This window comes from Verrucomicrobium sp. BvORR106, from assembly GCF_000739655.1.
Lineage (GTDB): Bacteria > Verrucomicrobiota > Verrucomicrobiia > Verrucomicrobiales > Verrucomicrobiaceae > Verrucomicrobium.
The window spans coordinates 22,392-41,096 of sequence record NZ_BATR01000122.1 but is presented as its reverse complement, the minus strand read 5'-3'; the positions used below and the strand labels follow the sequence as shown (position 1 = coordinate 41,096).

25 protein-coding genes are annotated in these 18,705 nt (G+C 56.9%); 5 read left to right on the top strand and 20 right to left on the bottom strand.

Annotated features, from left to right (window positions below):
* Positions 1-25 precede the first annotated feature (25 nt).
* The 6 genes from BV106_RS22610 to BV106_RS22575 form a co-directional block, all read right to left on the bottom strand.
* Positions 26-370 carry a hypothetical protein gene (locus BV106_RS22610; RefSeq protein ID WP_038168522.1) on the bottom strand — a complete coding sequence of 115 codons (345 nt, stop codon included), beginning with the start codon at positions 368-370 and terminating at the stop codon, positions 26-28.
* A gap of 466 nt (positions 371-836) precedes the next feature.
* The gene (locus BV106_RS36095; RefSeq protein WP_265595972.1) at positions 837-1,244 is read right to left on the bottom strand and encodes a hypothetical protein; all 408 of its coding nucleotides are present in this window, start codon (positions 1,242-1,244) and stop codon (positions 837-839) included.
* A 65-nt stretch (positions 1,245-1,309) separates the two neighbouring features.
* A complete protein-coding gene (locus BV106_RS22595; RefSeq protein ID WP_038168520.1) occupies positions 1,310-1,861 on the bottom strand; it encodes a hypothetical protein in 552 nt (183 codons plus the stop codon).
* 436 nt (positions 1,862-2,297) lie between these two features.
* Positions 2,298-2,744 (bottom strand): hypothetical protein, encoded by a 447-nt coding sequence (locus tag BV106_RS22585; protein WP_038168518.1) that lies wholly within the window; start codon positions 2,742-2,744, stop codon positions 2,298-2,300.
* Positions 2,741-2,959 (bottom strand): hypothetical protein, encoded by a 219-nt coding sequence (locus BV106_RS22580; RefSeq protein ID WP_038168514.1) that lies wholly within the window; start codon positions 2,957-2,959, stop codon positions 2,741-2,743. Before BV106_RS22580 ends, BV106_RS22585 begins: the two co-directional genes overlap by 4 nt.
* Entirely contained in the window at positions 2,956-3,264 is a 309-nt protein-coding gene (locus tag BV106_RS22575) for a hypothetical protein (protein ID WP_038168512.1), read from the bottom strand. The genes BV106_RS22580 and BV106_RS22575 overlap by 4 nt, the downstream gene beginning before the upstream one ends.
* A gap of 194 nt (positions 3,265-3,458) precedes the next feature.
* Between BV106_RS22575 and BV106_RS22570 the strand changes: the two genes are divergently transcribed.
* Positions 3,459-4,190 (top strand): hypothetical protein, encoded by a 732-nt coding sequence (locus BV106_RS22570; RefSeq protein ID WP_038168511.1) that lies wholly within the window; start codon positions 3,459-3,461, stop codon positions 4,188-4,190.
* 6 nt (positions 4,191-4,196) lie between these two features.
* Here BV106_RS22570 and BV106_RS22565 read toward each other — a convergent pair whose 3' ends face one another.
* The 6 genes from BV106_RS22565 to BV106_RS38795 form a co-directional block, all read right to left on the bottom strand.
* On the bottom strand, positions 4,197-4,829 hold the full coding sequence (locus BV106_RS22565) for a ParB/Srx family N-terminal domain-containing protein (RefSeq protein WP_051946207.1): 633 nt from the start codon (positions 4,827-4,829) through the stop codon (positions 4,197-4,199).
* 13 nt (positions 4,830-4,842) lie between these two features.
* Positions 4,843-5,547 (bottom strand): hypothetical protein, encoded by a 705-nt coding sequence (locus BV106_RS36090; protein ID WP_051946206.1) that lies wholly within the window; start codon positions 5,545-5,547, stop codon positions 4,843-4,845.
* 25 nt (positions 5,548-5,572) lie between these two features.
* Entirely contained in the window at positions 5,573-6,157 is a 585-nt protein-coding gene (locus BV106_RS22555; protein WP_038168509.1) for a hypothetical protein, read from the bottom strand.
* A gap of 604 nt (positions 6,158-6,761) precedes the next feature.
* The gene (locus tag BV106_RS22550; RefSeq protein ID WP_038168506.1) at positions 6,762-9,035 is read right to left on the bottom strand and encodes an AAA family ATPase; all 2,274 of its coding nucleotides are present in this window, start codon (positions 9,033-9,035) and stop codon (positions 6,762-6,764) included.
* A 44-nt stretch (positions 9,036-9,079) separates the two neighbouring features.
* Positions 9,080-10,567 carry a helicase-related protein gene (locus BV106_RS38800; RefSeq protein ID WP_265595971.1) on the bottom strand — a complete coding sequence of 496 codons (1,488 nt, stop codon included), beginning with the start codon at positions 10,565-10,567 and terminating at the stop codon, positions 9,080-9,082.
* A 74-nt stretch (positions 10,568-10,641) separates the two neighbouring features.
* Positions 10,642-11,037, bottom strand: a complete 396-nt coding sequence (locus tag BV106_RS38795) for a DUF559 domain-containing protein (RefSeq protein WP_038168503.1) — start codon at positions 11,035-11,037, stop codon at positions 10,642-10,644.
* A gap of 304 nt (positions 11,038-11,341) precedes the next feature.
* On the opposite strand from BV106_RS38795, the gene BV106_RS38790 reads away from it, so the two are divergent.
* Positions 11,342-11,635 (top strand): hypothetical protein, encoded by a 294-nt coding sequence (locus tag BV106_RS38790; RefSeq protein ID WP_038168502.1) that lies wholly within the window; start codon positions 11,342-11,344, stop codon positions 11,633-11,635.
* 257 nt (positions 11,636-11,892) lie between these two features.
* Here the strand turns inward: BV106_RS38790 and BV106_RS22530 are convergent, their stop codons facing one another.
* The 8 genes from BV106_RS22530 to BV106_RS36080 all read right to left on the bottom strand — a co-directional run bounded on the left by BV106_RS22530 (position 11,893) and on the right by BV106_RS36080 (position 16,624).
* Positions 11,893-12,279 carry a hypothetical protein gene (locus BV106_RS22530; RefSeq protein WP_038168501.1) on the bottom strand — a complete coding sequence of 129 codons (387 nt, stop codon included), beginning with the start codon at positions 12,277-12,279 and terminating at the stop codon, positions 11,893-11,895.
* A gap of 22 nt (positions 12,280-12,301) precedes the next feature.
* Positions 12,302-12,613, bottom strand: a complete 312-nt coding sequence (locus BV106_RS22525; RefSeq protein ID WP_265595970.1) for a hypothetical protein — start codon at positions 12,611-12,613, stop codon at positions 12,302-12,304.
* A gap of 304 nt (positions 12,614-12,917) precedes the next feature.
* Positions 12,918-13,370, bottom strand: a complete 453-nt coding sequence (locus BV106_RS22520) for a DUF669 domain-containing protein (protein WP_038168498.1) — start codon at positions 13,368-13,370, stop codon at positions 12,918-12,920.
* Between the two features lie 39 nt (positions 13,371-13,409).
* Positions 13,410-14,519 carry a PD-(D/E)XK nuclease family protein gene (locus BV106_RS22515; RefSeq protein WP_038168496.1) on the bottom strand — a complete coding sequence of 370 codons (1,110 nt, stop codon included), beginning with the start codon at positions 14,517-14,519 and terminating at the stop codon, positions 13,410-13,412.
* On the bottom strand, positions 14,516-15,544 hold the full coding sequence (locus BV106_RS36085) for an ATP-binding protein (protein ID WP_081892121.1): 1,029 nt from the start codon (positions 15,542-15,544) through the stop codon (positions 14,516-14,518). Before BV106_RS36085 ends, BV106_RS22515 begins: the two co-directional genes overlap by 4 nt.
* Positions 15,545-15,615: 71 nt before the next feature.
* Entirely contained in the window at positions 15,616-15,894 is a 279-nt protein-coding gene (locus BV106_RS38785; protein ID WP_265595969.1) for a hypothetical protein, read from the bottom strand.
* Complete coding sequence (locus tag BV106_RS37550; protein ID WP_081892119.1) at positions 15,891-16,064, bottom strand: DUF6364 family protein; 174 nt, start codon at positions 16,062-16,064, stop codon at positions 15,891-15,893. The genes BV106_RS38785 and BV106_RS37550 overlap by 4 nt, the downstream gene beginning before the upstream one ends.
* Before the next feature lie 8 nt (positions 16,065-16,072).
* Positions 16,073-16,624 carry a Bro-N domain-containing protein gene (locus BV106_RS36080; protein ID WP_051946204.1) on the bottom strand — a complete coding sequence of 184 codons (552 nt, stop codon included), beginning with the start codon at positions 16,622-16,624 and terminating at the stop codon, positions 16,073-16,075.
* A gap of 723 nt (positions 16,625-17,347) precedes the next feature.
* Here BV106_RS36080 and BV106_RS38780 point away from each other — a divergent pair.
* The 3 genes from BV106_RS38780 (at position 17,348) to BV106_RS22485 (ending at position 18,682) form a co-directional block, all read left to right on the top strand.
* Entirely contained in the window at positions 17,348-17,665 is a 318-nt protein-coding gene (locus tag BV106_RS38780) for a hypothetical protein (RefSeq protein ID WP_265595968.1), read from the top strand.
* A gap of 85 nt (positions 17,666-17,750) precedes the next feature.
* On the top strand, positions 17,751-18,416 hold the full coding sequence (locus BV106_RS22490; RefSeq protein ID WP_038168490.1) for a hypothetical protein: 666 nt from the start codon (positions 17,751-17,753) through the stop codon (positions 18,414-18,416).
* A 44-nt stretch (positions 18,417-18,460) separates the two neighbouring features.
* Positions 18,461-18,682 carry a type II toxin-antitoxin system CcdA family antitoxin gene (locus tag BV106_RS22485; RefSeq protein ID WP_038168488.1) on the top strand — a complete coding sequence of 74 codons (222 nt, stop codon included), beginning with the start codon at positions 18,461-18,463 and terminating at the stop codon, positions 18,680-18,682.
* Positions 18,683-18,705: the final 23 nt, after the last annotated feature.

Sequence of the window (18,705 nt, the reverse complement as noted above, 5' to 3'; positions counted from 1 at the left end):
CGCTTTTGCTTGTCCGTTAGATCCTTCACGCTGCACCCCCCTTTCCAGCCTTTGCCAGACGGGGCGCAATCATCCGCTGCACCGCTTGAAGCGTCTCCACCGTCAGCTTATCCCAGTCCGTGCCCTTGAGCGTGGCCACCAGGGCGCGCCGGTGAGCGTCTACCTCGTGCTTCAAGATATCCTCTGGCGTTGCTCTTTGGATGCGAAGGGCAACAAAACTCTCCCCCGTGGGCAGACCATCGCGAAGCCGGAAACTCCGGTCTGCAACCATGGCGTGCCGCTTCGTCACCCGTCCCACCGTTCGCACCGCGCTCCCGTAGCGTGAGAGCACCAACACCTTGTCACCCTCCTTCAATCCTTCCAGGCTCATCCCTCCTGCCCTCCTTCCATCCAATCGCGCTTGATTGGCCCCATGCCACTCGCCGGGGGCTTCTCGCCACCTTCCCAAATGGCATAGTCGCAATCTCTGCCGCAAGCGATGTGCGCGCCGTCGTGGCCCTCTGGCAGGGTGCAATAGTATCGCTTCCCGTCCGGCTGAATTGCGCCGCAAGCCCCCCTCTTGAGGTGGCACCGTCCGTCACACTGGTCTAGTCCGTCTGTCATGGTGTTGTGTGTTGATCGGGTGCCGGGAGAGCTGGCCAAAGCCCTCACTCCCCCGGCTGGTTTTGGGGTTAATTCAATACTGTTCACTTGAACACTTTCTAAACCCAGCTATAGGCCGGGCATGAGTGAAGAATTTCCGATTGTCGATGTCCGGGAGAGGCTCCCGGATGAACCCGGCTATTTCCGAATCTGGCCGCCGGGCAAGCTGTCCATGTGGGCCTTTTGGAGTGGCGCTAGCTGGTCGGCTTGGAATAAGCCGTGGCACCCAACGCACTGGCAGGAGCTTGAAGAGTCACCATTGCACCCAGACCCTCCCCGCCCTCTGCCAGAGGAATTAGCCAGGCCAGATCCGGAAGCGTTGGAAACTTCCCCTCAATCACGCTGCGGACCTTCCACCACGATACCGTTTCGTCTCCCCGGTGGTGGATCATAGGCAGCTTTTCGCGATTCATCCGAAAGCAGGAAATAACCCTGCCCTCATTGTGAAGGATCGCGAACCGCTCCCACTTCTGCCACCATGTCCCCGCGCCGGTCGTTTCGGAGAAGGTGCGTTTCATCGCATCTTCCGGGGATTCCGCGTCCTTCACCTCTCCGCCAATCCCATTCAGGAAACCGGCCTGCCAAGACGGTCGTTGCTTCATGGCGAGCACAACGCTACGCGTGCCCGTCTGGTCGGGAGCAAAGAGAAAGCCAAGAGCGAACTGCTTCACTTCTCGCCTCCCTTCACGTCCAAGCCTACGAGCATTTGCACGAGCCGCCCCGGCTGGCGACTCTTCGGGGGAGCGGGTTTGTGATTGGGAGGGAGCACCGTCAAATCACCTGCCTTAACTTGCGTGGGCTCCTGCGGGTTTTGCTCCTTCACAAGCTCCGCCTCAAGAGCAAGCGGCATCCTGCTCACGGGCACCCAAATCGGACACACCGCCATGCAACCACGATGCCGGTGGGCTTTTGCCAGCTCCTCAGTCTTGAACCAAGAGCCCTCGCCCTCCGGATAGAGATTCACCCAAAGCAAGACGTGCTCTTCCGCCACCAAGAACAAGTCGCGGTCACTGCTGCCGTTGGCGTGAACCTTGCCGTTTTCATGGAGGCATGTGGGAGAACTGTCCCCCTCAATGAGGACAATCACGCGGTGCGGTTCACCAGCTTCCGGGACATGGGCGATGAAACGGGCTTTGTCGCCGTAGTCCGTGACAAGCTCTCTGCCTGCCTTTGCCTCCGCGAGGTTGAAGGGTTCAACGATGGGTTTGGGTGGGATCATAGTGTTTATCCTTGAAATCTGAAAGGGCTGCCGGTGCGTCTGGCGTGTCGAGGGTCTTCCGGTCTCCTGCTGAAAAAGCCGTCCGTTGGAATCTGCGGCTCCTCCCAGCGCAACGGGTAATGCTTGATGAACTCCTCAAACATCATGCGGTGAGTATGCTGGAAGAGAGCCTCAACGCTCTCCCACCTCTCCAAAGCAATGGGCGAGAATCGCCAGAACAAACCGCGCTCGCGTTCCATTGGGAAAGGCAACGGCCTCATGTGGCAATTGAAAGCCATGAAGAGCTGATTCTGAAAGTCGCGGGCTTGAAACTCCCAGTACCGGGTTTCCCCGTGCGCGCTCGCAAGGGCTTTGGTCACTTCCAGCCGGGAGAGCCTCTCCACCTCCAACGCTTGCCGAAGAGCCCGGAGCTTCTGCTTTGCTCTGGATCTGCGGCTCATTCCCCCACCTCCCGGATAGCGGGCATGGGAGCCCAGTAAATTACGCTCGCATCGGCCGGCACGCGCTCTGCTGGGAGCTGCCTCCGGTATTTAAGCCAAGGCGGGAACGTGCGAGGGATCTCAATGCCGGGCAGCGGGTCGGAAACAGGAATGTTCGTGATGGGGAGCCAACGCTCATCGGGGCCGGTAAGCCATTCGTCACCGTCCTTCACGATCCATCCCCACCGGCTCGCCTGCGTCGCATTGAACTCAACCCACACGTGTCCGAAAGAGGCAGCATCCGTGACCGGCGAGAGAATGAGGCTCTCCTCCAGGTTCACGCTTGCATCTGCCAGCTCGCGAGGAGTGAGCCGGGAGAGGAAATGGTGAGCATGCTCTTCGGTGGCCGTATCGGGCACGAGGAAATTATAGACAACGGTCTTTGAGAAGGAGAGGCTTTTCATGCGTCGAGTAACTGGAGGTAGATGGAGGCAGCTCCGTCTTTGATCTTCTTTTGCTGATACTCCCTTTGAATTGCTTCCAGGAGGGCTTGCCCATTGTGGACTGCGCTGGGGATCGGGAGCTGATGCGGCATCGTTGCGGCTTGAATGTTGAAAAACTCCTCAAGGGTAACTTTCACATAGATAGCCGCTTCCCCTAACCGCTTGATGACGGTCATACGGCAACGGCGCGTTGTTTAGCCACTCGGAGCCAGCGCACGGAAGGCGCTTCTGGATTCTCCCCGTTCAACCACTCCACTGCATCAAGAGCGGCATCTTTCGCGGCGTGAGTGGAATAGTTCTCCCCTTCTGCGGCGCTATCGAAAGCATCCCACACTTGGTTATGCGTGAGGCGTCCGGCCAGCGCGTCCATTTGGGATCGCATGGCGAGGTGATGCTCTTCGGGAACCCTCTCGAAGGTCACCACGAGACTCGCAATCTCAGAGGCGATTAGGGATTCACTGTCTCGCGGGGCGGTCTTCATTGTGTGCGCATTTAATACGCATTAAACACACCACGCAAGAGAATTAACGCAAATACCGAGCTCAAACCGAAAAATTTCAGGGGGGCGTGCTTGAACAGCGGAAACTGAGAGCGAGCGGCCTCAAGGAATGTCGTTGCACAGACCGACAAGCGGCGTAACCTGCGTTTTACCGATCAACCAACCAAACAGAGGCCATGGAACGTAAAGCGCAGATACCGGGAGGACTTCTCAGCGAAGTTGCAAACAAGTACTCGAAGGAAGTCTTCTTTATCAGTACGGCACCAGAAATCGGACAAGACTACTGGAGCACGGCTATCATACCAGGAACTACAAAAAGTTCCTTCTTTGGATTCATAAAGAAGACGACACCAGACTTTGACGGTCAACAGTACACCTTCATCCGCAACAACCAGCATGATGCCCATGCGGTTCATGCTCAAGTGAAGCAAGTGGTTGCCAATGTTCGCGAGAATGAATGGACAGGGAAATTCCCTTCTCCGTCCCCTGAAGAGGGATATTCAACTGGTGCGCTGACCCGGCTACAAGATCAGCTAGGCTACAACGAAGGCGCAATGAGCGAGGATGAGGCGCAACGAGTTGTGTATGCCTTTGTCGATGTAGTGGCAGAAGGAGCCCCAGTGGTATCAGACGTTGATAGGCTCCCGTACCCAAAGGAAAAGATTCGTGAGGCTTTTGAAATCCACCTAGCTGGGTACGAAAACCTCCGGGCAATGTCATCGAAAATCTTCGCGGAAAAGGGCTACGACAAACTTGTTGAACAAATGAAGACCGTCGCCGTCTTTCTTGAAGGATTTAAGAAGATTGACCCAGAGGATAAGGGATTGATTGCAGCAATGGTTCCCAACCCCCCAATGACAAGGGAAATGTTGGCGCTTACCGTCAAGTACGCAAACCGAAGGGAATAGAAGTCATCACGAAGGGAGTTGGGAGTTTTGGCCGGACAATGCCAGGAGGAGCCGGGCAACGAAGCCGCGATAAGAGCCGTAGGCGTCAACGTGCGCCTCCACGCGTGCCGTCATGTCTTCCAGCTCTTCGGGGGTCAATTCGAGCTTGTACTTTCCAAAGGAGAGCATGGGCACTTTGTCGCCGGGTGAGGATTCGTTCCCTTCATCGGTTGAGCCTTCCGATTCCGAGCCGTCACCTTGAAGGAGCTTGGCAATCTCCTCGAAATCCATGCCGGTAAGGGAAAGGTCGAAGTCCAGGTTTTGCAGTGCTGCCAGCTCTGCGGCTAAGAGCCCATCATCCCACTCCGACTCTTCCGCGATGCGGTTGTCTGCAATCACGTAGGCGCGGGCTTGCTCTGCGGTGAGGTGGTCCAGGCTGATGCAGGGCACGCGCTCCATTCCCAAGCTGCGAGCACCTTCAACGGCACCGTGCCCGGCAATGATGAAGTCACCACGCACGAGTACGGGCTTTGTGAAACCGAACTCCCGGATAGAGTCGGCAATCTTTTGGATCTGCGCGGGTGAGTGCGTCCGGGAGTTGGTGGGGAACGGACGAAGCGAGGCAATCTCGCGGTGTTCGATGGTATCGGGGAGTTTCATGGGAAATGGGGGGTTACTTACTTTCCACGAGAGCGCGCATGTCTGCGCCGAGGGCCGAGAGGGCGCGCCGGTCTGCGGTCCTCATGAGCCGTTTCACGATTTCCCCGTGAGCCGCGAGAACCGGCAGCAAATCGCGGTGCAATGCTAGGAGCTGGTCGGGGCTCGCCTCGTCCAGGACGCCCTTGCTCTTGAAGCGTTGCACGATAGTCCGGATCTTGGTGGCGTGGGCGCTCACGTTGTCTTGTCCACGGTCGGAGGGAGCGCCTTTGCCGTCGAGCTGGGTTTCACCGGTGAGCAAGCTCCGGCGAAGAGCCCCACGAGAGAGCCCCTTTTGCTCTGCCTCATTGATCCAGAATTCTTGCTGCCCATCCGGAGCCGTGGCAATCACCTTGTGATGGTCGAGGCTCAAGGAAACGGAGCGCCGTTCCAGCGGGATCTTCTTCCCCAGGTTCGAGAGGTTTTCGAGCGCGCGCTCATCCATGCCGGTTAGCTCGCTCCATTGGGAGAGCGTGCCCCCGAGGTGGGTAACGGAGTGATTGAGCGCATCGGCCAGCACGAAGGCGCATTGCTTCATGCCGTTGGCGGCTTGCTGGCCGGTCCCGTGAACGATTTCGGCAGGCGTGTCGGGAGCGAAGCGCGCCCCAACGGCCTGAATTGCAAACGTGGCCGGGAGTTCCGGGTTTTCGGGAGGAAGTACGGAAAGGGTGGTGATTTCCATGAGGAGGAATGAGCGAGGGTGAAGGTTAGGCGGCTTTGCGGGCGGTCTGAGCGGCTGCGCATCGCTCGCGCACCTCAACACCACGCATTGCGCGTGATGGGTCGAGCCCCAGGGCCTCCGCGATCTCCACGCACCGCTTACTCACAGCAGAGCGGGTGATGCCGTGTTTCTTGGCAATCTCTGCCTCGCTAATCCCCTCATACAGGATGCCAGTCACCAGGGCCACGCATTCCACCGTGAGCCGGGCGTTGCTGCTTGCCAGAATGAGCCCCAGGAGTGCGCGAATAGCTTCCCCAAGCTTGAGATAGTCGGTCTCCTGCTGGTCCAGCTCTTCGGCGGCGTGATCCATGCTTGCTTGCCATTGGTCAGGGTGGAGAGCCTCCGGGGCGTCGTCCTCCGAATCCTCGCTCGTGGCGCCGAGACCGTTCGAGGTGATAACCGTGCTGGCAGGGAGAGCGCCGGAAACAGTATGGGGGTGCAAAGGCCGGTCGAGCCCAAGCTTAACCAAGTCCCGCTTCTCTTCTGGCGTCATGCTGTCGATCCAGGCGGCATAAACGGCGAGGTAGCTTTTCGTTTCTTTGTCGGCGCGGGCAATGTATCCGGTGCTCATGTTGGAGGGGGTATTTTGTGGGTTTCTTTGTCGCCTGCATTGTATGCGCATTTAATGCGTATTCAATGCATTTCGTAGGTTTTTCTATTGCATTACACACCCCCTTTTGAACCCCGTGTTTGAGCGCTTCTCTCCCGTCGCTTTTCTTCCCCTACATTTCAAAAATGCCGGAACCTCCTGAGCTCCCCTATTCAACAAAAGCTAGTTACAACAAAACTCCATAACACTCTCTCTCCCCCCCCTGTAAGGGGGGGAGAGAGTATGGATTTTGTGAACTAGTTTTGTTAAGAGGGAGCCGGAGAGGATTGAGGGTTTTGTGAGTCATGATTTGTGAATAATATTGTGAGGAATTTTGTTATCCGCTCCCACTAGGGAGAGGTGAGCACTAGACAGCTCACAAAATAGGCTTCTGAGTGTCTCATTTCGGGGTGTTGCATTCTGTGATTCTTCGGAAACTATGCGCACGATGTAGTTTTTCCACGTCATTACATTTGTTAAGAGGTTTTGTGAAACGATCGTGCGCATACTTGGGTGCCTCCGGGTTCAAAAAAATATGCGCACAACCGGAGACCGATCGTGCGCACGCTTTTTCCATACCTACACCTTATTTTTCTTCTGAGCGGTCCTCTTCTTTTCCGTTTGCTGCATCCTCGAAGCGTCGAATTGTCATCGTGCTGACTCCGTAGGTGGTCGCAAACTGCTCTCTTTCCGCCGGGGTGATGAGTCCGCCGTTTGCTCGAATGGCGGCAATGATGGCGGCTTGAGCCTCACGAGGAAGCTTTGAGGGCCTGCCTCTCCGGAGGGTGTAGCTTCGCGATTGCGGGGCTTCTGGCGCGCCTTGAGTGAGGGCGGCGCTGTCTCCACTCTCGCCCGTGCCGTCCTCGCGCTCCAGAACGCCAGGAATCGTTTCTGTCCCCTCTCCTTTCTTCTTCAACGCGTAGCCGCCCGCCGCTGGTGCCTTGTCCTCCTTCTTGCTCCCCTTCTTCGCCTTCTCTGGCGCTTCCGGCTTGTCGCACTGCTCCCAACGGATAGTGCCGTCCGCTGCGTGCCGAATGTAAATCTCCTCGCTCACCTCGCCGCTCATGTCTCTCATGCCCGCGCGCTTCCGGCGTTTGCAGGCGGTGAGTGAGAATGTGGCGGGGTCACCTTCGGGAGTCTTGATGCGAGAGAGAACCATCACCTCACGAGCCCAGTTCACCAGGGCGGACGAACCGAGCCCCGCATAAGCAAGGTCTGAGTTCGTTCCTCGTGATGCCCCATCTTTCGGGGGTTTCCCGGTGTGGTGAATGAGCGCGAAGATAACGCCCGTCTTCTGACTGATGGCATTGAGCCAGCCGGTGCAGAACTGCGCAATCACACTCGCCTCGCTGAGGTCGTCCCCAATGAAGTTAATCAGGGGGTCAATCCAGACAATGTCTGGTTTATGGAGTGTAACCAAGTCCTCCACCGTGCGGCAGAACTCTTCACCGGTGGCGGACGTGATGCGGTGCCAAAGAAGGTTCTCGTTGATAACCGCCCGCTCTTCCGCGCTGATCTCTTGCGCGAAGAATACCCCTTGTGCGGCTTCGGCAAGGTCGCCCTCGTCGTTTTCGGCCTGCAAGATAAGCTGCTTCATCGGGCGCACCGGCTTAATCCCGAAAGTCATATCCTCACGGCCAGCCGCCCAGCCAATCGCGAGCTGCATGTTGAGGGAGCTTTTGCCAACGCCGGATTGAGAGACGATCACGAGAGAGCTACCGAGGCAAAGCCACCGGTTGCCGATCATGTTGTTTGGATCTTCCTTGGTGTTGTAGTTTAGGAGGTAGTCCAGCCGGATAGGCTCCCCAAGGTTTGCCGTGTTGCGAACACGCTCGAAGTCCGCCCAGCTCTTCGCCCCCAGGTTCAAGGCAAGCAATCGTTGCTCTCTCACTTCGCCTTTCTCGGTGCGCCGCCCCTCCGGGCACCGCGAGAGCCGCGACGGGTTGCGGTTGGAAGGGTCCAACGCGGCAGAATCGAAGAGCGCATAAACCGCGTCCACACGCGCCTCATATTCCTCCAGGTTGGCGGCATCCACGCGCACCCAGGCGTGCACGCTTTTGTTTCCGCTGTCGAGGATGGCTGTGATTGGAAGGCCAGAGTGGATGATTGCCCCGAGCTGCAATTCCTTTGGGATGTCCTGTCCTTGGGCATCCGTGTCGAACTCCACGAGGGCATGCCGGAAGGCGGTAACGTCGTCATTTGTCCCCTTGCCCCCGGTCTTCATCGGATTGACGCGCACAAAGAGCCCTTCCTTTGTGGAGTAGATCTTGCTGAGCGATCCCTTTTTCTTCAACTTCTCAAGCCACGCCTCGCGGGTGAGGGTTGTTCCTCGTACTGGCGTCCGGCTTCCATCCTCATTCTCACGAGTGGGAGCCAAGCATACGCCCTCCCCTTCCTTGAAGGCGGTAAGCAGGAGCGTCTTGAAGCCGTCAGCTATCGTCTCGGGAAGTGGGATGGGCCGGGATTCACTGATAGCGCCGGGCTTGGCGGTCTTCTGAGAGGGGCGGGCAACCATGGCAGGGGCGGGCCTGCGGTTGTTTGACAGCTGCCAGGGCTGGCCGGTGCTCCCGGTAGGAGGCTCCCGGCGGGAAGCCGCGAACGCGCTCTTGATGGCGTGGGTAGCCTCTCCCGGCTTGAGACCGTCTTGAGTGGCCCGCAAGAGAAGCGTTTCCACGGCGAACCCCTCCGTTGCCCCAATGTCCCGGAGTTGGCACGCTGCCGCGAAAAGCGCGCGGTTGCGTCCGCCTTGTGCGGCTCCGTTGTCGAGGTACTCTTGCACACTATTCGGCAGCGTGTCGCCGTTGCTCGCGTGAGCGTGGGGGTTGTCTTGAGGGACGGATGTGTATTTGAATCGTGACATGGAATTGAGGAAAGGCTTTGAATGCGTATTTAATGCGTATTTAATTAGACACGAAATTTATAGCGTGGGCGTGGGTTGCTCTTTTGCTCCTCATGAGCGAGGTGCATGAGTGCAATGCGGTCATCTTCAACGAACCGCTCAAGCGGCAACTCCATCACCCGCCCACCGGCAAGCCGGAGCGTAGCGCCCTGCTTTGTCAGTTTCACAAACACTCCCTCCAGGGTGTTTCCGGAGACACTCCGCCACACTCTGGGCGTGTTAGGTTTGGCTTCCGGCTTCTGCACAAGAGGAGCCCACCCGCGAAGTGCCGCGCTCGCGATGAACTTCTTTGCTTCGTCGAAAGTGGCAAGGTCGGGATTGGAATGCCCCAGCTTGCGGAGCGCCTTCACTTGAGCCGGGGAGGCAAGCCCAGCATCCCGGCGCGTTGCCACAAGCTCCAAGATCGCCACGGCCTGCCCCTTGTATTTGATCGCGTCCGGGTCAAAGCCATTTTTCTCCAAGAGCTTCCTTTGCCCTTCGGAAGGCGGTTCCCCTTCCCAATCATGCTCCGGGGTGTATTCCGCAAACTCCTTCTCATGAAGGGCAAGGAAGAACTCCACCGCGTCAACCGTGCGCTCCTTCTTGTTTGCAGCGGCTTCGAGCTTCTTCTTGAGCGAAAGCTCTCGGATCTCCGCCGCGTCCTTCTCAACCTTTTCGTCAGCGTCCAGGAGGTCCACGGCTTCAACGTCCGCGAATAGATTATCTTCTCCGGGAGCCATGCTCGCGAGATGCTTCGCAATGGCGGCTTCAAGGTCTCCATCCCGCGCCATGAGCCGGGCCGCGCCGATTAGCTTCACGTCATCCGTCATGAAGAGCGGGTCGATGAGCAAAAGGTTTGCCTTTGGCCCCAGGCGCATTGCCTCCCGGCGCAACTCGTGGTTGTGCATGTCCGCGTTAGGGTCAAAGCCCTCCATGTAACGGGGACGTGTGCCCCTCCCCACCATCTGGCGGAATAGGTTCTCACTCTTCGTGGGGCGGAGGATCATCACGCAATCAACCAGGTCACAATCCCAGCCGGTCGTAAGGAGAGCCGCGTTCACGATCACGTCAGCGTTGCCGTGCGTGAAGTGCGTAAGCGAGCTCTTGTCGTCCCCATCCACCGCCACGGCTTTCAGCCCCACCGCACGGCAGGCGGTGGCGAACTTGTATGCCGTTTTCACGAGCGGCACGAACACAACGGACTTCCTCCCCTTTCCGTGGTGAGCAAGGATCTGCGCGGCCTTGAGCAAGTGAGGCTCAACCACTTCGTCAAGCTCCCCTAGCTTGTAGTCCCCATCGCTGGCGGTGCCCACGTGGGAGAGATCCACGCCAAGCGGGATACACTTCAAAACAATGCGAGCAAGCCAGCCCTCGCGAATCAACCTTTCAAGCCCCACGTCATGCGCGATGTGCTGGTAATACTCGCTCAAGCTGCGCCCCTTCGGCCCCTTCGGGCTCCCCGTCATCCCAAGCACCTTTGCACTTTCAAAGTGTTTGAGGATCTTCTGAGCCATGCCGCCCAGTGTGTTGCGGTGGCAATTGTGCACCACCACTCCCTGCACGAGGTAGGTTGAATAGGTGGAAACCGTCAGATTATAGACAGCACGCGCGAAACGATAGCCTGCGGGTTCTGTTGCGCTTCCTTCTTCGACACTCTCAACACCTTCCACCCGAGCCCAGCTAAGAACGCGTCCTTTTTCGCATCTTGCTCTTTCCTCACAGTCACGTTGTGGGAATTTCCGTCGATCTCCAGCGCAATCTTCAACCCCTCGTGCGCAATGTCCAGTTTGTAGCAGGTCGGCAGTCCGAGTCCCAGGTGTCGCGATTTCGTGGCAATCGCCACTTCCGTTTTCCAGCCCAGCATCGCAGCAATCGCTATATGCTCCGGAGGCAACGGTTTCCCGTTCCCTCCTCTGACTGTTGGCTTCCAGCCCATCGCCCTTAGCTTGGTCGAAACCATCGCTCTCACCTTCGGGTCGTGCATCGGATTTTGCACTTTCCGTAGCGCGGAGCAATGCGCACTCTGACACGCCCGGGAGCAACACCATGCCGCATTTGGCTTGTGCTTCCGGTTGTGATGCTGGCTCTTCGATGGTGAGAACTGCGTTCCGCAGACTTGGCAAGCTTGAGAGGGATAGGTCTTCAAGTGTTTCGGTGGTTAGCACCGAGTCACCGGAGTCAACCAAAGCAGCGGGCACCCATCCCCGTTGCGTCCAGAATGGGTGGTTAGGGGTGCATCGAATCCGCTTCCCTTGCACTCTCACCTCAACTAGCGGGTTGTGAGTCACATGGCAAAGCACGTCCGTCACTCGGCTTTGCTTGAGCGTGCCTGTCACTTCATCGAATGCAGTGATTTCATCCCCAATTTTGAAGGACTCAATTGGCCTGCCATCGACAAGCGTCCCCGCCGGAAAACATTCATCCACAATGATCTTTGCGAAGTAGTCCGCCGGATACTTCTCAAGCCGCCGGTGCAAGGTCTGCGCGCTGGCAATAGTCACTTTCCGCTCGTAGGGGCGCGCCTTGAGCTTCTCCATTTCGACGGCGGCAAAGTCGCCGGTGTGCTTGTGATACTTGTCTGAGTTTTGCAAGACAAGCTCCGTACCGTCCGCGAGGAAGAGTGAGCGCCCTTCTTCCAGGCGCATAAGCTCGCTCGTGATGATCGTTTTCCCTGACCCGGTGGCGGAAGTCACCTGCACGCGGTCAAATTCCTCAAAAGCGGCAATCACCCGCTCTAAAATCTCCTGCTGATACGGTCTAATCGTCATGTGATGGCAAAAAAAGCGGCGGGAGCCGTTCAGCCGCCGCCGCGCTTAGTGGTTTCCTTGCTTCTCGTGTGTCAGTCCTCGCCGTTGGGGAGCTTAAGAATGCTGGAACTGGTCTGGCCGTTGTCGTCATATTGCAGGGCGCGACGGGCAACCGCTCCCCTGTCCTTCTGGCAGGCACCGGAGGAGTAGAAGCGATGCGCTCCATAGAACTCGATCACCGCTCGAAGTGACTTGATGCGCTTCCGAAGGAGATCCAGCTCCACCTTCTGAACACGCACCGCCGCGAAGTGAAGGAACCCGCCGGAGTTGAGCCGGGGCAGACCTGCCGCAACCAGGAGCGTCACCACCGCCACCAGCGCGAGCAATGGAGAGACAAAGCCCGGCAATGGACGCATGAAGGGAATACAGAGGATGGCACCAAAGAGGAGACCAGAGAGGAAGTAAGAGAATGATTTCACTGTGTCGGCGGGGGGTGGTGGGTTAGGCTGAGGGGCTGTTGCTGTTTTCAAAGGCAGGAGTTGGGTAAAGGACTGCGGAAATACTGCCGTCAGGGGTGAGGCGGAGAATAAAGACGCTCTCCACAAGCTCCCCGGTGATCCCCACCTTGAAGCCCTCCGGGGTGAAGAGGAGCCGGACAAAGCCGGTGTTCATGGCGTGGAGGTCGAGCGCCTCTTGCGTAGCTTTCAGCAACTCCGGTGAGGGGCGATCCTCCACCAGTGGTTCAAGCGGGAGGATCTGCCGCCCTTGGAAGGTGTTGCCAAAGCGCACACCTTCCCGGCCTTGTACGTTCATGGTTGCCGTCATCTTGCAACCCTGCTTTTGCTCTTCCTCACCGGAGGGGGTGAAAATGACGTGCCGAGCCTCCACAAACATGCACGGGACGCAGTGGCAAAGGGGTTGATCTGCGCGCCGCACGAGCCAGGGGAATTCCGAATGGCGGTTTGTGAAATTACCCGAGAAGATGTAACGGGATTGAGGGGGGATAGTGGGGAGCATTGGAATGTTGGGTTGCTCTTTAATGAGCGGGCCGGAATATCCAGCCCGCCCAAGGATATTCCATACGCATTAAATGCGCATTTAAGCGGCGAAAAAAAGGTTAGAACGGAAGATCATCATCTTCCGCGCCGCTGGTGGCCGGGGCTTGGGTTTTGTCGCCCGGCTTCGGTTCCAGGTAACTGCCCACCCGGTTGCGCTTGATGGAGCTGTCGTTGCGGTCCTTCTCCTGCTTGAGGAAAGCACGGAAGCGTTTGCCAAGGAAAACATCCGCATCAACCTCCACCTCCTCCCCTTCCACCACGTTTTCGCCAATGGCGCGGCGGAACTGGTCAATCTTCCAGGCAGAGTTTTCCGTGAAAACGAGGTTGTCGTAAATGATGGGGCCAGGGGTGTCGCCTTCGAGGATCACCTCGAACTTAAGCTCGATCATGTCGTTTCCATTGCTGGATTGACTCTCACTGGAGTCGAGCACTTTGAGATCGTACTCGCCTGACTTGACGAGCTGGATGCGAATGGGGCGGTCTTCTTTGGGGCCGGAGGTATAGGATGCCATGGTTTTTTGAGTTTCTGTCGTGTTTTGAGTTGTTACTGATTACTTGCGGGCCTTTGGCTTCTTTGCTTTAGGCTCCTTTGGAGGCGGGGCAGCTTTGATGAAGGTGGAGCCCGGCTTTGACTGAATGAGGTTTTCAGGGGCTTCCTGACTCCCCCGGCGCTCCGTCCATGCGAGGCGGAATTTCGTGCCGGACATTTCCCCATAGTAGCCGCAGATTTCTTCAAGCGTTGCACCAGGGAAGCAGGCCAGAACGTCAACAGGAGAAACGAACTCGTTGCCCTTTCGACTTTGGAGCTTGAAGCCAGGAACCCCCGGCCCTCCGTTGTCGAAATAGCTCTTAGCATGTTCTTTGGCGCTCTTGAGCATGTCCTCCAACGGGTTGCATCCGACGATGAAGCGCGCCAGCTTCTCCGGGTCATCCTTCAAAGCTTCCAGGCCTTCCTTGAGATGGAGCGCCGCGAGGGATTCCGCCGCGAGGTTAAGCCGGGCTTGGCATACTTCCTTGAACGCACACCAGCCGCACGCGCCACCAGGGGTTGCGAGTGATTCAGGATCACGCTTTGAGGCAATCACGGCCTCCACGATTCCCTTTGCTTCCTCGAATGTGAAGCGCATGTGCACAACCTCGCGGAGGTCCAGGAAGAGGAGTGAACAAGTCCATTCCTCTGTGAAGTGGCGGAGCATGAGCCCGTAAGCGTATGCCGCCATTTGTTCGCGATACTCCCGGAGCATACCGCTTTTGAGATCCATGGAGCGAAAGCGCGTGGGAACAATCGCATCCGCTTCGCCGCCGTTAGGCAGGTCGGGGATGCTCATGCGGCAATCGTCTTTCTCCGTGTGGATCTCTTCCCCGCCAGAGAGAAGGATTGTCATATCCTTAGCCCACTTGAGGCTTTTGCTTTCCTCTTCGGTGCATCCATCCAGGGCGGACGGGTCACCTGCGAAGAGGAGCCGGAATGCACGGTCGAGCTTGTTGCCACGCTCTGCGAACGGGCCAGCTTCGGAGCTGGGCATGTATCGCGGACATTGCGCCAGCTTCGGGAGCGAAGACGGGCGAAGAACCTCCGTGAAGTGCGTGGGGCGCTCCACGGTGAGAGGGAGAGCCCCCGTTGCGGGGGGCTCGATGGTGACGGCAGCGGCTTCGCTCACGCCTCTCCTCCTTTGTCAAAGCCGGGCTCTTGAGTCTCTGCTTCCGCCTCTTCGGCGGGCTCCTCCGGAGCTGGATTCATGGCGGCGTGCTTCGACTTCACAACATCCAGGAAGCTTCCGGACTGTGATTTAATCCGCATTAAATGCGTATTTTTCAGGGCACGAAAATCTTGCCCTACTTGCAGCATGCCCCGCTCCATCAGAACGGCAAGAGCTGCAGCTTCATAGCCCTTCACGAGCTTCATCAGGAAGGGATCTGCGGGGGCGTCCGGGTTCGCCTCTTTCGGGGTCGGGGTGTTGCCGGTGATGATTGCCAACAATGGAGCCGGAATCTTCCCTGCGACTTCATAGTCGAGCTTTTCCGGGAGACCGTGGCGGTTCTTGGCATCGAACGCGGCGCAACGTGAGGTGTGAATGACGCGATCCGTGCCGCCCACTGCCCGGACTTTCTTGTCCTTTGATTCCTTCGTTAGGGTCTGGAAGTTGAGGAAAAGAACCGCATCCGCCCACTCTTTCACCAAGGGCGCGCCCTTCTTTGAGAGCTTCAACTCAAAGCGATCATAAGAGCCTTTGTCGCCGGGCTCCTCGTGCTTGCGCACATGCGAATGTGCGAGCAAAATCACGTGCTTGCCTGCCGCAATCAGACCGTCGAGAAGCTTCAAGAACTCCATCATGCGCTCTGAAAGCATGGTGTATCCGGCACCATAGCCGTAATCCTCAATGGAGGATTTCTTGTCCTCTTCCAGCATTTCGGCGAGCTGGCGATGCTCGATCCAATCCACGGTATCAATCGCAATCGCATCATGATCCGGGCTCTTCCTTGCGATCTCAATCGCTTGCCGGACTTCCTTCATGTTGGAAGGTTCGAGACGCTCAACGTCCAATTGTGCGGTGCTATCTTCGGCGTCAATGAAGAGCACCCGGCCAAAGCCGGAGGCAAGAGACGATTTGCCGACCCCTTCCGGGCCGTGAACTACCACGCGTTGAGCGCGGACTTGTTTTCCTTTTTTGATCTGTAGTGCCATCGAGTATTTGGTGTATTTAGAAGTCTAATTTGAGTGCACCTGCGGCAGACATGCTTGGAAGTCAAAGGCTCTCAGCCGCGATTCTTTTCGAGCTTCCGTAACCCGGACGAGCGAGGATGAAACGGGCCTGAATGCCGTTGATTTTGTGAGCGTTTGCGACGCTGGCCGGGAGAAACAACCGGTGGAAGATTGCCGTCAGGAGACGGCGCATTTTGCGAAATTTCTGATTCATCGGTCTTGTCCTGTGCGGGTTTTAGGGTCCAATACTTTGCGAGTCTTTGAAGGGCAGACATCGGAACGAAAAGCGAAAGGTGCTTGGCGTGCCACTGGCCGGTGATTAGTTCGCTCATGCCGCTCCCCCTTCTGCCTGTTGCTCCAGCTTGCGCTTCTCACGCTTCACCCATTCCTTGAGGAGCTTGTTCACGATGGCGGAAAGGGAGGTCTTTTGCTTCTTTGCCATTGCCTTTGCCTCAAGAATGAGATCGGCAGGAAGATAGATGTTCGTCGGTTGTTTGGGCATGTTGAGTCTTAGGCTTGATGGATTTGGTTGATTGGGGCAAGGGCTCGCGTTCCAGGCAGCAACGCGGCTTGAGAAAATTCGAAGCCTTGCACACCGCTTTGGAAGACTTGCCCGGCAGTCTTTGAGCACTGGTCAACGGGCACGCCGCGCTTGTGGAGGGAGTCGAAGAAGTTGAGGAACTGCACGGCTACCGGGTGCATCTCCGGCGTTGTCGGCGCACTGACTGCATAGCTTCCGGTCTTGCGAATGGCGGGAAGCACCTCAGATGTCACCCACTTGCGGAAGAGCTTTGCTTGTGGCTTGCGGGATTTGAAGATGAGAGCATAAAGGCCGGATTCGGAGACGATGCCCATGTTAGGATTGCCCCCCTTTACCGAGGTTCCCTCACTAATCCTTAGGGTACCCTTTTCGTCGTCATCCAAGGCATTGAGGGCCATGGAGGGATTCGAGAGGCTCAGCACCTCGCACACATCCGCAGCAACAAACCAAGGTTGGCCGTCACGCTGAACCACCCTCACGGAAGATTCGTTGAAGTTGAATTGTTGGAGCCGGTTGTTCATGGCTTGGAAACTTGGAAAGCAAGGGCGGCGTTGAGTCGGAGGCTCTGCCTCTCACTGCGTGCAAAGCCGATCCACTTGATGGCTTGAGGGCGGTTAAGCCTCGCGAGGCAAAGAAAGGCTCTGCGGCGAATCAGTGCGAAGAGCATGCCTCGCACAAAGGGAGCGGGTTTCACGGCTTCCGGGCCTCCTGCTTGCGAGCGGGGGTAGCTTTAGAAAGCGCCGCCAAAGCCCTTGCGCGTAGCTCTTGTGCAGGTTTGCGCCCGTTATGCTTTGCCAATCCCTCAAGCGCTGAGAACTGCTTAATCGACAGAGGTGTCTGAAAGTATATTTTTATCATGTTCAGGCAAGGTGTCTAGACACCCACTATTGCAGGTGACTAGACACCGCAAGAAAAAGTTGATAAAAGTTTCCCTAGGTGTCTAATCACCTCATGCCAAGCCAACGCAAAGTCGGAAAGCGAATGGTCGGTTTCTATGCCACCGAGGAGGAAGCCGCCGCCATGATGGAAGCTGCAAAGAGCAGAGGGATGACTCTTGCCGATTGGATGCGCTCATTGATCGCTACAGAGGAGCCTACCCCACCCCCCAAGTCATCGAAGCGCGCTGCAAAGAAAAATACATAGTGTTCACACGAACAGTTTGCAATCAGTGACAAAGAGCGCAACAATTTCTGTGTAGTTCATTGAACTACATCGAACTACAAGATTGTTAACGACTCGCAACAATGTCACACCCCCGTTCCGTACGATTCCCCGATTCTCTTGCTCAAGCCGCCGAAAAAAGAGCCGTTTCCCTCGGCTATCCCAACTGGGCCGCATACATCAAAGGTCTTGTCCGTTATGACCTTTTGGTTCAAGGGGATCACCCCGTGACGGTGCCGATGGCGGTGCTTCCGCCCGTGAAGCAGGACGCTGTTGACGCCCACCTCCTCACTCTGACGCAGAAGGGCCGGGGAGAGCGCGGCCAACTTCTCAAGAGAATTCTTGAGAGGGTTAAAGATCCCGCCCAAGTGGGGAATGTGCTGGCTGGCAATTTCAATTAAACATTCACGGGCTGAGGTGTTCAGCCTCAGCCCTTTAGCGTCGTGGAACTTGACACCTTCCACCTTTCATCTAACCATTGTGAAGATGAAACCTCTTGCTATTCTGGCGCTTTTGGTTAGCACCGCTTTAGGATCCGCCCCGATCCTCACTCTACCCACCCTCAAGACAGCAAAGGGGGCTGAGTACAGCGATGTAAAGGTGACGGAAAAGCTCGTTGATGGAGTGAAGATTGTTCACTCCGCCGGGGTTGCAAGAATCTCCTACAAGGAACTGCCTCTTGAGGTTCAGCAGGCACTTGGCGGCTTTGATGAATTAGAGGTCAAAGCCGCCATGGCGGATGCCGAGGCTTCGAAGCGGGAGCGTATCGCCACTGCAAAAAGACAGCATGCAGACGATCGTTTAGACTTCCACACTTGGGAGCCCTATTCTTCCGAGATTGCCAAGTTGAAGCAAAATGTCACCGATCCCGAACGGTACGAAAAGCTCAAATCAGACCTTGCCATCATACAGGACACTTGCCGCCCGCTGCTTGAATCAGGCGTTGAGAGGTCCGATATCATCTTTTGGGTGAAGGCAACTTACGAAGGCAAAATCGCGAAGGGCATGCCCGGAGCGCTTTTGCTTTTGGCTTGGGGCCAGCCAAGCAGTTCGAGCAAGAATTCAAGTGGGGTGCAGCATTGGCATTGGCGAGACGCTTTCGTCACAGTCGATAGTGATGGCTTCGTGGACTACTACAGCATCAATCGCTAAACCCCTTCCGCCAAAGCCGAATTGCTCTTGACTATGCGCATAAAATGCGCATTAAATGCACCATGGCAAGACCACAAATGAGCTCAACAGGGAAACGCCCCCGTCTCAATCTCACGATTGATCCTGACGTTTTGGCTGATGCCAAGGAGTTGCTTCACGGCACCGGGCAGTCCATCTCTGATATAGTGACGGAATTGCTCAAAGACAAGGTAGCAAAGGCAAGGGCAAAAGCTGCGGCACAAGAAGGCCGTGCGAAAGCGAAATAGTCTCAGTTTCCTCTTTTTGGGCG